This is a genomic window from Rhizobium changzhiense, assembly GCF_013087625.1.
GTDB lineage: Bacteria > Pseudomonadota > Alphaproteobacteria > Rhizobiales > Rhizobiaceae > Rhizobium > Rhizobium sophorae.
The window spans coordinates 1,091,471-1,103,996 of record NZ_JABFCQ010000003.1; the positions used below are offsets into that span (position 1 = coordinate 1,091,471).

Sequence of the window (12,526 nt, forward strand, 5' to 3'; positions counted from 1 at the left end):
CGGGTTTCCGCGTCAACGGGCAAGCGCTGGGTCCATGGCGCGCCATGCCGTTGCCATGGCTTCGAGGGCCTCTTGCCCCTCCGGAATGGCTTGCCTCTTCGATACGAAGCCATGGATCTGTCCGGGCCAGGTCCGGGTCGTTGCCTTCGCCTCGGTGCTGAGCCGCTCGGCATAGGCGGCCCCTTCGTCGAACAGCACGTCATGTCCGGCAAGGATCACGAGGGCCGGCGCCACGCCCGCCAGCGACGCTACATTAAGCGGTGAGGCTCGCCAGTCCGACCGGCTCGCGGCGTCCGGCAGATAGTGGTCTCGGAACCATTTCATCGCGGCTGCCGTCAGGCCGAAATCCTCTTCGTAACGTGAATAGCTGTCGGTCGTCTGCAACTGGTCGGTCACCGGGTAGATCAGCACCTGTCCGATGACAGGCGGCACCTGCCCGTCCCGCGCCAGCAGGGCGACGACGGCGGCCAGATTGCCGCCGGCGCTATCGCCAGCGACGACAATCCGCAAGGGATCGATGCCGAGCGCATCAGCCTGCTCTGTCATCCAGACGAGTGCGGCGGCACAGTCGTCAATGGCAGCGGGAAAGGGATGTTCCGGGGCCAGGCGATAGTCGGGCGAAACCACGACGGCGCCTGCCATATTGGCAAGCGTCCGGCAGATATCCTCGTGGGTTTCCGGCGCTCCGATCACAAAGCCGCCACCATGGAGATAAAGCAAGGCCGGTGCGCCCTGGCGCGGCGCGGCCCGTCCGCGCCATATTTTCAACCTGATGGCGCCGGCATGCCTTTCCAGGATCTCGGCGACGTCCTCGAGCGGCCGCTGGATCTCTGCGAAACTATCCAGATATTGCTGCCGCGCCAGCGCCGGCGTGCAGCTTTCGACCGGCGTTTCCGGATCGCCCGGCCATGCAAGCGCGCGTTTGGCGGATTCATCCAGTTGTGTCATGCCAGCAAGCTCCTCGCTTCGTCTTCCCGCAATTCCATCGGCTGCGCGACGGTACCCGAAATGGTCTGCGCGATACCGGTTTCGCCGGCACGCAGGATCGCTTCCATGACTTCGAGCACGTGCAGCGCCAGATCGCCTGAAGCGCGCGGCTCACGGCCTTCTATGATTGCGCGTGCGAGATCGGCAAGACCAAGCATGCGATAGTTGGCACGATCAGGCGCTGCGATCGGCCAATTGACGGCGCCGAAGAGTTCGCCTGATGTATCGGTTTCCTGCCAGGGAGCGCCACGGCTGGAGAGCGCGATGGAGCCGCCGAAATTGTCGGGGTCGGGCAAGCGGAGCGAGCCTTCGGTGCCGTGGAGTTCAATGGGGTGGTTGGAATGGCGGAATACGTCCCAGGAGGTGCCGAAGGTGACCGTGGCGCCGCAATGGAATTCCAGCAGCGACAGCACGCTGGTCGGCGTGCCGACCTTGAACGTGGTGCCCTGTTTCGGCCCTTCGGCGGTGATGAGCCGCTCTTCCTGCCCGCTTGTGGCGACGGCCTGCACACGGCGGATCGGCCCCATCAGATTGACCATCATCGTGAGATAATAAGGCCCCATATCCATGAGTGGGCCTGCGCCGGCCTGGTAATAAAAGCTGGGATCCGGATGCCAGTGTTCCATGCCACGCCCCATCATGAAGGCTGTCCCGGTCACCGGCTTGCCGATGGCGCCGGCTTCCATCTGCCGCCGGGCATGGCGTCCGGCCGCGCCCAGGAACGTGTCTGGCGCCGAGCCGAGCATGAGGCCCTTGGCGGCGGCGGCATCCACCAAGCCGCGTCCTTCTGCGGCCGTGACGCCGAGCGGCTTCTCCGTGAAGACATGCTTGCCTGCCGATAGAGCCCGCATCGAAACGTCAAAATGTGCGGCCGGGATCGTCAGGTTGAGGACGAGGTCGATGTTCTTATCGTCAATGAGGCTGTCGACGTCCGCCGCGTGCAAATTGAACTCCGCCGCGCGACGCTTGGCGGCGTCGGCGTTGAGATCGGCACAGGCGGTGATTTCGACGCCGCAAAACAGCGGCGCGTTGCGCATATAGGCAAGCGAAATATTGCCGCATCCCACAACGCCGATCCTGAGTTTCATATCATTGGTCTGTGCCATCTAAGAACCTGATTTTGCCGTTGCGGCTGCGGAGAGTTGAGGGTGCGTAACGCTTTAAGCGCAGGGAATAAAATATATTGACGCACGGTAACATTTGACCGTACGTAAAGACAAGACGCTGGGATCGCAATCCCCGATGAAGAGCTCGCCGTTTCCGTTTTCGATCCGCCTCTCGGCGGAAGGGGCTTTCGGCAGACGCGGGGTGAAACGCGCGAGGATTGCGTGCGCGGAAGCTTACGGCTTCGGTATCGGCTGCGATCAACGAATAGGTCAGGACCAAGATATGAAAAATGCTGAGCTGCAGATCGGTTGCCAGACATTCACCTGGGAGATGCTGGGGACAGATTGGGGCGGCGGTCCGGACGATCTGGTGCGCGCCATTGCCGATGGCGGATATGCCGGTATCGAAATCACCGACACGATGATCGGTCACTACGCGCTCAAGCCCGCCGCCTTTGCCCGTACGCTGACGGATGCCGGCTTGGCGTTGGTTTCCTTTGCCTTCGGCTCCCCCAGCGGCTTCACGGTGGCGGAAAAGATTGCCGCCGATCTCGACACGGCGCGGCGATGGGTCGATTTCGCGGCGAACTTTCCCGGTGCGATGGTCTCGATGGGGTCGGCGACGGTTGTCTCGGATGGTCCGCGCGATGAGAAGTTCGCCATTGCGGCCGAGTGCTATAATCGTGCGACCGAGATCGGACAGTCGGCTGGCGTCACTGTAGCTGTCCATCCTTCCTCGCACCACAACACGCTGCTCTTTACCCGGAACGACTATGACCGTCTGTTTGCTCTCTTGGACCCGCAGGTAGGCTGGGTGCCGGATACCGGCCATATCCTGCGTGGCGGCCAGCAGATTGGCGATACGTTGGCAGTCTACCGGGACCGTATCCGCTACGTGCATCTGAAGGATGTCGACGCCGGCGGGATCTGGGCGATGCTGGGCGAAGGCGTCTGCGACGTGCCTGCCGTGATTTCGGCCGTTCGGGATGCGCCGAACTTTATCGGCTGGATCGTGGTCGAGGAAGAATCGGACCATGCCGCAACCGATCCTGCTGCGGCCGTTCGCGCGAACCGCGAGACGCTTCGTGGTCTGGGATTTTAGCCCAGCTCGTATTCCCTGGCGTCGGCCAAAGCCATGCGTCGACGCCAAAGCCTCTCCTGTCTCTCTTGTAAATTGGAGAGGTGGACTGCAGGTCACGCGTAGCGAACCTCCACGCCCAGCTTGTCCAGCCGGTGGCGAATGCTGTGCGGCATGTTGCTGTCAGTGATGATCAGGTCGACGCGCGACAGCGAGAAGGCTTTGGAGGAGGCGCCGATGTCAAATTTGCTCGAATCCGCCACGAGGACGACACGCCGGGCCATGCGAACCAGGTTGCGCTTGGTCCGGGCGATGTCCTCGGAGACATCGACGACGTCGAAGGCCTGATCGATCGCGTGGGCGCCGACAAAGGCCTGGTGGGCGACGAGGCCGCCGACCGCCTTGTCGGAATCCTGTACGATCGTGCTCACGGTGCTGGGAAATACGCGACCGCCGATCATGTGCACGTCGAGCCCCGGCCGGTACATCAGATGCTGGGCGATGTTCATCGCCGTTGTCGCAACCACGACGTTGTTGACCGGGGGCATCTGCATGGCCACCTGCAACAGGGTCGAACCGCTGTCGAAGACGATCGACTGATTGTCGATGATCTGTCGCGCAGCCATCTGGGCGATGCGTCGCTTCGCATCGAAATTGCGCTGCATGCGTTCCTCGAAGGCCGCCGCCGGCGAGTCGGACGGCAGGGCGATCGCCCCGCCATGTGTTTTGATCAGCTGCTTCTTGGCGTCCATGATTTCAAGGTCGGAGCGGATCGTTACTTCCGAGACTTCGAATAATTCCGCGAGCTGGCGGGTGCGTGCCTGGCCGACCCGTTGAAGTTCCAGCATGATCTGCTGCCGCCTCTGTTCTGCAAGCATGTGTGATCCCGAGCTGTTATTTGCAACACTGCGACTTTTGAAAAACGAAAGTTCGCCGGCTCTTTCCACGTCTATTGCTGCAGAAATAGCCCTTCGATGACAAAAATGCACGTCAAAAATTCATCATTCATGTGAAAACGAAAGAAATCGAAATATTGAATATTTGTTTGTTTTCGAGTTAGGGTTTTGCCAGCATCGGCGCCAGCAATCGCAAAGGCTGCCATCACAAAGGAAGTATCGCCATGGGTCTCGGAACCAAAGTCCGCCTCGCACGCCTGTTCTCGAACCCATCGGGTCATCTGTTCGGCGGCGCCGTCGATCATTTTGTCGGTTATGGCAATGTGCGTGAGGGCGGGCTTGCCGACCTGCCGGGTGCGCTCAGACGCGTCATGGCGGGAGGGCCTGACTACATCAGTATCCAGCCCGGCGCGGCGCGCCACCTCTGGTCGGAATATGCCGGAAAGGCAGCGCTGGTCATCCAGGGCGGTTGCTTTACCGCCGACGACCGCATTCGCCAGCTCATTGCGACCCCGGAAGACGCAGTGCGTTATGGTGCGGACGCACTGGCTGTCGCCATTCCCGTGCGCGGTGCCACCGAAGGAGAGTACATTCGCTGGCTCACCGATACGGTCAACGCCGCCGCCCGCTTCGAGATGCCGGTCGTCGCCCATGTCTATCCCCGTGATTTCTCCGACGGCGGCAAGATCGTATTCACGCCGGATGAGATTGCCTATGCGGTGCGCATCGGCTTCGAGGCTGGCGTCGACGTTATCAAGGTCGGCTATACCGGCGATTTCGAATCCTTCCGCGAGACGGTCGCGACCTGCCCGATTCCAGTCGTGATCGCAGGCGGCCCGAAGACCGATACGCTGCTCGGAGCGCTCGTCCAGACCTCGGAAGCATTGCGTGCTGGAGCCAAGGGCGCGGTCGTCGGTCGCAACCTTTGGGGTCACGGCGATACCACCATGGCCGCGCGCGCCTTCAAGTTCGTCATTCACAACGGGATGGCGCCGGAGGATGCGCTGGCGGCGGCCGGTGCTTGAGACGTGTCGCGCCCTTTCCAGGTTCTGGGCTTCGGCGCTCTGGCAATCGATGACATCATCTATGTCGATCGGGGGCTGACGGCCGGCAAGGGGAGAGTGACGAAGCGTGCCACGGACCATGGCGGCAACGTGGCGACAGCCCTTGTTGCCGTCGCCCGGCTCGGCGGTCAGGCCGGCTTCATTGGCTGGCTCGGCGATAAGCCAACGGCCGATGTGGCGGGCAGCGAACTCGAGCGGGACGGCGTCGACATATCGCTGGCTCCCCGCCACGCGGATGCCGCGCCGATCCGCTCCGTGATCACGGTCGGCCCCGACGGCGACCGGTTCATCGCTTATGACGACGATGTGCTGCACGGCACGTCGGATGCGCTGCCCGACGACGTTTTGATGAAGGCCCCGGTACTGCTGATCGACGGCTATGCCACGCACTCCGAAAGTGTCGTAGCGCGCGCACGCGCCTTGGGCCTGGCCGTGATTGCCGATATCGAATGGACGGTCGGTTCCGCGACCGACCGGATCCTGGCTTTCGCGGACCATCTGGTGCTGCCGCTCGCCTTCGGGCAGGAATACACCGGCGAGGGTGATCCCAGGATGATCCTGGACAGGCTCTGGTCAAAGGATCGGTCCGCGGTTGTCCTCACCGACGGCGAACGAGGGACTTACCTCCGCCAGAAAGGCGATGTCACCCGGTGGCATGTGCCGGCCTATCAGGTTCAGGCGGTCGACACGACCGGCGCCGGGGATTGTTTTCACGGTGCCTACGCCCTTGCCCTCGCTAGGGGTAAGAGCCCGCTTGATTGCATTGCCTATGCCACGGCGGCGGCCGCCATTTCCGTGACCGCACGGGGAGGGCGCAGAGGCCTGCCAGATCACCAGACGTGCATGGCGTGGATGGCGGCGGAAAATGCGCCTGCGCCGCTCCCGATGCCGGGATGCCAAAAATGAGCGCGGGGCGGCGATGGGTGCTGGCGCCGGTCGGCCGCACGGGTAGAGTCTCACGGTGACGTGTCATTGAATCGCATTCAACAGCTGTGACTTCGACAACAAAAGTTACGCGCGATAAAAAATATAATTCCGCAATTGATTTTTAATTTATCAGAAAAGAGTTATATTTCTCAAATAGATAATAATTTCGGCTGGTGATCTATGGCCTGTTATCCTCGATTCTTTTGTTGACTTTGAAGCTCAGTCCTGAGCCTTCTTGTCGAAAGGATCCGAGACGGCGGGGAGCGCCGTTTGAAGATGTGATCCGGACTGGTACGGGAGGACGAGACGTGGCTGTGGTTGTACTCGACAAAATCTGCAAGACCTATGGAAACAGCTACCATGCGATCAAGGATCTGAGCCTGACGATCCATGATGGCGAGTTTCTGATTCTGGTCGGCCCGTCCGGATGCGGAAAATCGACCGCTCTGCGCATGATTGCCGGGCTCGAGGAAATCAGCAGCGGAACATTGAGCATCGGCGGTCAGGACGTCGTGGATCTCGCGCCCAAGGACCGGGACATTGCCATGGTCTTTCAAAGCTACGCGCTTTATCCGCACATGACCGTCTTCGACAACATTGCCTTTTCGATGAAGCTGGCCGGAAAGAACAAGGCCGAACGCACCAAGCGTGTGCATGAGATCGCCAAGATTCTGCAGCTGGAGCCCTTGCTGGGCAACAAGCCCGCACAGCTTTCCGGCGGCCAGCGCCAGCGTGTTGCGATGGGCCGCGCCATGGTCCGCGAGCCCGCGGCATTTCTCATGGATGAACCGCTCTCGAACCTTGATGCGAAGCTGCGTGTTCAGATGCGGGCGGAGATCGCCAGCCTGCAGAGACAGCTGGGCGTGACGACGATCTACGTGACGCACGACCAGACCGAAGCGTTGACCATGGGCGATCGGGTCGCGGTGCTGAAGGGCGGCGTGCTTCAGCAGGTGGATACGCCCAAGGCTCTGTATCACCGCCCGGTCAATGCCTTTGTCGCGGGCTTTATCGGTTCGCCGTCGATGAACCTTTTCGAGGGGCGTCTGGCGAGCGGGCGGATCCATCTGTCGGGCTTCTCCATTCCCCTGTCCGACGGCGCCTTCGAGCGCAATCCCGGTCTATCTGCTTTCGAGGGAAGGGACGTGATCTTTGGGGTCAGGCCCGAGGACCTCTACGACAGTCGGTTGCCGTCAGGAGCCTCCCATCCGACGATCCCGGTTATCGTGAAGTCGATCGAGGAACTCGGCTCCGAGTTGATCGTGCATTTGAAGATCGACGCGGTCCGGATCGACTCGGGCGACCCCGATGCCGTCGAGGACCTGAGCGGTGCCGCCAACGCCGTCGCGCGGTTCGAAGCCGTCAGCACGGTCGAGACGGGCCAATCGATCGATCTGGCCATCGACCCGGCGAAATTTCACTTTTTCAATCCTCAAACGCACATGGCGCTGTGAAGTGACGAGGGAGAGCCGACACGACGGTGGCGGTCCGGCCAGACGACGTCGGCGACGTTCGATGTTTTGAAAGCATTCCATCCGACGCCGAAACCAGCATTCATCTTCAATATCCGATCCAAAGGGCTTATCGATGCCAGCAAAACAGGAACGACGTCTCCGCATCGGCGTATTGGGAGCGGGCCAGATTGCCCAGGCGGCGCACTTCGAGAGCTGTACGAAGGCAGCCAATGCCGACCTCTATGCGATTTGCGACGTCGCCGAGGATCTCCGCGAACGCATGGCCATCACCCACGGGGCGGAAAAAACCTATGGCGACTACGACAAGATGCTGGCCGATCCCAATCTCGATGCCGTGGTCATCGCGACGGCCGATGCCTTTCACGTCCCGGCTTCCCTTCGCGCCCTTCAGGCGGGCAAACATGTCCTCTGCGAAAAACCGGTCGGCGTCACCATCGAGGAATGCCTTGAGCTGAAGGCCGCAGTCGACAAGTCCGGAAAGGTGTTTCAGGTCGGGCATATGAAGCGTTTCGACGCGGGGCTCCAGGCCGCCAAATCCTTCATCCGCGATGAAATGGGCGAGATGGTCGCTCTGAAAGCATGGTATTGCGACAGCACGCACCGGTATCCGATGACCGATGCCGTGCAGCCGCTGATCGTCACCAGCGCCAATGCGCGGAAACCCTCCGCCAATCCGAAAGCCGACCTGCGGCGCTACTATATGCTTGCGCATGGTTGCCATCTGATCGACACCGCACGTTATTTCGCCGGCGACATCGTTTCCGTCAGCGCTCGCCTGTCCGAGCGAGCGGGTATCTGGTGCTGGTTCGTGGACGTGGAATTTGCCACCGGCACGCTCGGCCATCTCGATCTCACCGTCCAGGTGCGCATGGACTGGCACGAAGGCTTTCAGATCTATGGCAAGAACGGCAGCATTTTGGGCAAGACCTATAACCCGTGGTACTACAAGACCAGCGAGGTGGACATTTTCCGGGAAGCGGACGGCGCGACCCATCGCGTGCTCGGTGCCGACGGCCATTTCTATCGCCGTCAGGTCGAAGGCTTCGCGCGCACCATTCTGGATGGCGCCGTGATGGAAGGCGCCGATATCGATGATGGCCTGGCATCCGTCCAGGCCATGGTCGCGGTTGCACGCTCCGTCGAAAGCGGCAAGGCGGTTGCGCTATCCGACGTCACGGGTGGCGTGTGATGAAGCTCGGCATTTTCGCAAAGACCTTCGAGGGAGCGGAACCCGCAACCGTTCTCCACTCGGTCGCTGGCGCCGGGTTCACCTGCGCCCAATATAATATGGCCTGCTCGGGCCTTTCGCCGATGCCGGAGATCATCACGGAAGCCCAGGCCCGCTCGGTTGCCGAAGCGGCGCGCGCGAGCGGCGTCGAGATCGTTGCCGTTTCCGGCACCTTCAACATGATCCACCCGGATCCTGCCGTTCGCGAGGCCGGCCTTCGCAACCTCGTGACTTTGGCCGAACGCAGCGCCGGCATGTCGACCGCCCTGATCACGCTCTGCACTGGCACACGCGACCCCATCGACCAGTGGAAGGCCCACGCCGACAACAGTACGCCGGAGGCGTGGCGGGACCTCCTCGAAGCGATGGGGGCGGCCATCGAGATCGCCGAGCGCTACGATGTCGATCTCGGCGTCGAGCCCGAGCTTGCCAATGTCGTCAACTCGGCTGAGAAAGCTTATCGGCTGATCACGGCGCTGAAGAGCCCCCGCATCAAGATCGTGCTCGATCCGGCCAATCTCTTCGAGGTCGCGACGCTGGATGAGCAGCGCAGCATCGTCTCTTCCGCGATCGACCTTTTGGCCGATCGGATCGTCATGGCGCATGCGAAAGACCGCAAGCCCGACGGTGGTTTCGCGACCGCCGGCAAGGGCGTCCTCGACTATCGGCACTATCTCGGCCGTCTCAAGGCGATCGGCTTTAACGGCAGTCTCGTCGCGCATGGCCTTTCGGCCTCCGAGGCGGCCGGTGTGGCGGCCTTCCTGAAGAATAGCCTCGACGGTAATTCTGCGGGGGCAGGAAGATGAGACGGGTGCAACCGTTCGAAACCAGCGACGGGACCATTCTCAATGTTGATATGGCGGGTGAGGGCGCGTCCGTCATATTCCAGCACGGCCTATGCGGAGACGCGGCGCAGACCGATGAAGTCTTTCCGCTCGACGCGGGTTTTCGCCGGGTCACGATCGAAGCGCGCGGCCACGGCCATTCCCAAGCCGGCAAACTGGGGCAACTGTCGATCGCGACCTTCTGCGATGATATCGCCGCCTATATCGAGAAAAACCTGGCATTGCCGATCGTGATCGGCGGCATCTCGATGGGTGCGGCGATTGCCTTGCGTCTCGCGGTCAAGCGGCCCGATCTTGCCAAGGCTCTGATCATCGCAAGGCCGGCCTGGGTGACGGCATCCGCGCCGGAGAATATGGCACCCAACGCCGAAGTCGGGCGGCTTCTGAAAACCCTGCCGCAGGATGAGGCAAAGGCCGCGTTCCTTGCCGGGCCGGTTGGCGTGCGGCTCGCCGCCGAGGCGCCGGACAATCTGGCCTCGCTCGCCGGCTTTTTCTCCCGCTCTCCTTTGGATGTGACCGCCGAACTGCTCACCAGGATCTCAAATGACGGTCCTGATGTGACCGACGAGGAGGTCGGCAATCTCACCTTGCCGACACTTGTTATCGGCCATGATCGGGACAGCATTCATCCTTTCGCCTACGCGCATGCTCTTGCCGAGCGGATTGCCGGCGCGCGCTTCGTGCAGATCACATCGAAGACCGAGAGCCGCCCGCAATACGTCGCCGACTTCCGGCTTGCCATGGGCAATTTTCTGAAGGAGCTCTGAAACAATGACGACCCCCTCCAAGACCTGGATCGCCGGTCTTCCGAAAGACCGCCTGATTGCCGAATTCTCCGTCTGGTCGGCCGATCTCGTACGTCTGGCGGACGATCTGGCACGCATCGATCCTTACGTCGACATTCTCCACATCGATGTCGCCGATGGCCACTTCGCACCGGCAATGTTGTTTTTCCCCGATCTTGTTGCCGGTGTGCGCAAAGTGTCCTCGCGCCCGATCCATGTTCATCTGATGGTCGCCGACAGCATCCTCCTGTCGCAGATCGAGCAGTTCGCCGATGCCGGCAGCGACCTGATCAGTCTCCATGTTGAAAACGAAAGTGTCGCCGCCGAGGCTCTTGATCTTCTCGATCGCCGCGGTGTCGCAGCCGGCATGGTGTTGAAGGTCGATACCCCTGTCGAGCGGGTCGAAAGATACGTTTCCCGGCTGAGTTTCGTGACATTGCTCGGCACGGCGATCGGTGTGAAGGGCCAGGGCCTCGACGCAAAGGCCGGCGCCCGGCTGCAACAGGCCAAGCAGATCATCGCCGACTGGGGGGCGGCGCATCGGATTGTGCTTGCGGCCGACGGCGGTATTCGCGAGCACACCGTGCCTCTTCTGCATCAGTCGGGTGCGGAGACGGTCGTTCTCGGGTCCCTGGCTTTCGATGCGCCATCGCTCGACGAGCGGATGGCATGGCTCCGCGCACTCTAGAGCGGTTCAGCTTTTCACGGAAGCGCAGAACCGCTCTATCCTTTTGTTTTTACGCAATTCCGGACGGAAAACCGCTTCGCACTTTTCCTGGAATTGCTCTAACTCATGGTCTTCACATGCAGCAGATTGCCATTGGAATCGACCTCGGTGGGACGCAGGTGCGCGCTGCCCTCGTCGACGAGCAGGGCCGGATTCTGGCGCGTGCAGCCGAACCAACGGATGCGCTGGCAGGGCCTGACCGGGTGCTCGACCAAATCTGCGGCCTGACAGATGGACTGCTTGCGGCATCGAACCCCGCTTCTGTGGCGGGCGTCGGCGTATCCGCTCCGGGTCCACTCGATACGGTCGCCGGCGTCGCCTCGAATATCCCGACCCTCTCCGGCTTTGTCGATTTTCCGCTGAAGGCGGAATTGCAGAAGCGGTTTCCGTTTCCGGTCAACCTCGAGAACGATGCTATTGCCGCTGCCATTGGCGAGTGGCAGTTCGGAATTGGCAAGGGATTTGATAACCTGGTCTATGTCACCGTGAGCACCGGCATTGGCGGTGGCGTTGTTTCGGACGGTCGCGTGGTGCGCGGCCGCAAGGGCATGGCAGCCCATATCGGGCACATGTCGGTCGTGCCGAACGGAGAGCTTTGCCCCTGCGGCAACAGGGGTTGTTTCGAGGCCTACGGATCCGGAACGGCTTTTGCGCGCCGCGCCCAGATGAGGGCGATGCAATCCAACGGGACGGCGATAGGCAGCGATGGCCGCGCCATCGACAGCCGCAGCGTTTTCGCGGCCGCCAGAAATGGCGATCGTCTGGCAAATCAACTGATTGACGAGGAAGCGGAAATTCTCGGTCGCGGCTTCACCAGCCTGATCCATATCTTCAGTCCCGATATCATCGTCATGGGAGGAGGGCTTTCTCACGAATTCGATCGACTGCAGCCCGGCATTCAAGACTACATCACGCAATGGGCAATGCCGGCATTCAAGGATGTCAAGGTGATGCTGGCAGCATTGGATCAGAACTCGGGCCTCGTCGGCGCAGCGGCTCTGGCGTTTCTGAGCGGCAAGGTACCTGCGATCGATCAGCTTTAGAGCCTTTCCGTATCGAGAGGTTGCTCTCCGTCAGGGCGGCGGGGCGGTACTTTCCCTCAGGATCAGTTCGACTGGCCACAATTCGTGGACCTCATCCACGGCACGTCCAGCGATAAGCTGTAGCGTCAGCTCCGCGCAGCGCGTGCCCGCGGCACGCATGGACGATCGTGTTGTCGAGAGCGACGGCACCATGTTTTCTGCCGTCAGATAAGGGAAAACGTCGTCATGGGCGATAACCGACACATCTTGACCCACCGTCATCCCAAGCGTAAGCGCTGTTCCCCTGCCACGCTGACAACTCGGCCTGTTCCCTTTCGGAGGCCACCGATAGGATAGAGACGCCAATAGCCGGTGTGCGGACGTTG

Annotated in this window: 12 protein-coding genes and 1 pseudogene; 9 read left to right on the forward strand and 4 right to left on the reverse strand. The window is 61.5% G+C overall.

The features are described from left to right. Positions 1–12: 12 nt before the first annotated feature. A complete protein-coding gene (locus G9X68_RS20085; protein WP_171603876.1) occupies positions 13–948 on the reverse strand; it encodes an alpha/beta hydrolase in 936 nt (311 codons plus the stop codon). Further along, positions 945–2,093, reverse strand: coding sequence for a Gfo/Idh/MocA family protein (locus G9X68_RS20090; protein ID WP_171603877.1), 1,149 nt, complete (start codon positions 2,091–2,093; stop codon positions 945–947). Before G9X68_RS20090 ends, G9X68_RS20085 begins: the two co-directional genes overlap by 4 nt. A gap of 283 nt (positions 2,094–2,376) precedes the next feature. Between G9X68_RS20090 and G9X68_RS20095 the strand changes: the two genes are divergently transcribed. Continuing rightward, complete coding sequence (locus tag G9X68_RS20095) at positions 2,377–3,195, forward strand: sugar phosphate isomerase/epimerase family protein (protein WP_171603878.1); 819 nt, start codon at positions 2,377–2,379, stop codon at positions 3,193–3,195. A gap of 92 nt (positions 3,196–3,287) precedes the next feature. Here G9X68_RS20095 and G9X68_RS20100 read toward each other — a convergent pair whose 3' ends face one another. Further along, positions 3,288–4,049, reverse strand: coding sequence for a DeoR/GlpR family DNA-binding transcription regulator (locus G9X68_RS20100; RefSeq protein ID WP_171603879.1), 762 nt, complete (start codon positions 4,047–4,049; stop codon positions 3,288–3,290). 242 nt (positions 4,050–4,291) lie between these two features. Between G9X68_RS20100 and G9X68_RS20105 the strand changes: the two genes are divergently transcribed. From G9X68_RS20105 to G9X68_RS20140, 8 genes are all read left to right on the forward strand, one after another. Further along, positions 4,292–5,092 carry a beta/alpha barrel domain-containing protein gene (locus G9X68_RS20105; protein WP_017956604.1) on the forward strand — a complete coding sequence of 267 codons (801 nt, stop codon included), beginning with the start codon at positions 4,292–4,294 and terminating at the stop codon, positions 5,090–5,092. Positions 5,093–5,095: 3 nt separating this feature from the next. Continuing rightward, positions 5,096–6,037: a PfkB family carbohydrate kinase gene (locus tag G9X68_RS20110; protein WP_171603880.1), complete on the forward strand. Its 942-nt coding sequence runs from the start codon at positions 5,096–5,098 to the stop codon at positions 6,035–6,037. 329 nt (positions 6,038–6,366) lie between these two features. Beyond that, complete coding sequence (locus G9X68_RS20115; RefSeq protein WP_168308413.1) at positions 6,367–7,512, forward strand: ABC transporter ATP-binding protein; 1,146 nt, start codon at positions 6,367–6,369, stop codon at positions 7,510–7,512. 133 nt (positions 7,513–7,645) lie between these two features. Further along, entirely contained in the window at positions 7,646–8,722 is a 1,077-nt protein-coding gene (locus tag G9X68_RS20120; RefSeq protein ID WP_171603881.1) for a Gfo/Idh/MocA family protein, read from the forward strand. Then, positions 8,722–9,567, forward strand: a complete 846-nt coding sequence (locus tag G9X68_RS20125; protein WP_171603882.1) for a sugar phosphate isomerase/epimerase family protein — start codon at positions 8,722–8,724, stop codon at positions 9,565–9,567. Before G9X68_RS20120 ends, G9X68_RS20125 begins: the two co-directional genes overlap by 1 nt. Continuing rightward, positions 9,564–10,373 carry an alpha/beta fold hydrolase gene (locus G9X68_RS20130; RefSeq protein ID WP_171603883.1) on the forward strand — a complete coding sequence of 270 codons (810 nt, stop codon included), beginning with the start codon at positions 9,564–9,566 and terminating at the stop codon, positions 10,371–10,373. The genes G9X68_RS20125 and G9X68_RS20130 overlap by 4 nt, the downstream gene beginning before the upstream one ends. Before the next feature lie 4 nt (positions 10,374–10,377). After that, on the forward strand, positions 10,378–11,079 hold the full coding sequence (locus G9X68_RS20135; RefSeq protein WP_171603884.1) for a ribulose-phosphate 3-epimerase: 702 nt from the start codon (positions 10,378–10,380) through the stop codon (positions 11,077–11,079). 116 nt (positions 11,080–11,195) lie between these two features. After that, a complete protein-coding gene (locus G9X68_RS20140; protein WP_171603885.1) occupies positions 11,196–12,161 on the forward strand; it encodes an ROK family protein in 966 nt (321 codons plus the stop codon). A 30-nt stretch (positions 12,162–12,191) separates the two neighbouring features. Here the strand turns inward: G9X68_RS20140 and G9X68_RS20145 are convergent. Beyond that, positions 12,192–12,431, reverse strand: a pseudogene (locus G9X68_RS20145) (substrate-binding domain-containing protein); the annotation flags it as partial. Positions 12,432–12,526: the final 95 nt, after the last annotated feature.

What these genes read in the sequence shown, in the direction of transcription:
- G9X68_RS20085 (WP_171603876.1), bottom strand. Translation starts at nt 948, where the DNA reads ATGACACAACTGGATGAATCCGCCAAACGCGCGCTTGCATGGCCGGGC.
- G9X68_RS20090 (WP_171603877.1), bottom strand. Translation starts at nt 2,093, where the DNA reads ATGGCACAGACCAATGATATGAAACTCAGGATCGGCGTTGTGGGATGC.
- G9X68_RS20095 (WP_171603878.1), top strand. Translation starts at nt 2,377, where the DNA reads ATGAAAAATGCTGAGCTGCAGATCGGTTGCCAGACATTCACCTGGGAG.
- G9X68_RS20100 (WP_171603879.1), bottom strand. Translation starts at nt 4,049, where the DNA reads ATGCTTGCAGAACAGAGGCGGCAGCAGATCATGCTGGAACTTCAACGG.
- G9X68_RS20105 (WP_017956604.1), top strand. Translation starts at nt 4,292, where the DNA reads ATGGGTCTCGGAACCAAAGTCCGCCTCGCACGCCTGTTCTCGAACCCA.
- G9X68_RS20120 (WP_171603881.1), top strand. Translation starts at nt 7,646, where the DNA reads ATGCCAGCAAAACAGGAACGACGTCTCCGCATCGGCGTATTGGGAGCG.
- G9X68_RS20125 (WP_171603882.1), top strand. Translation starts at nt 8,722, where the DNA reads ATGAAGCTCGGCATTTTCGCAAAGACCTTCGAGGGAGCGGAACCCGCA.
- G9X68_RS20130 (WP_171603883.1), top strand. Translation starts at nt 9,564, where the DNA reads ATGAGACGGGTGCAACCGTTCGAAACCAGCGACGGGACCATTCTCAAT.
- G9X68_RS20135 (WP_171603884.1), top strand. Translation starts at nt 10,378, where the DNA reads ATGACGACCCCCTCCAAGACCTGGATCGCCGGTCTTCCGAAAGACCGC.
- G9X68_RS20140 (WP_171603885.1), top strand. Translation starts at nt 11,196, where the DNA reads ATGCAGCAGATTGCCATTGGAATCGACCTCGGTGGGACGCAGGTGCGC.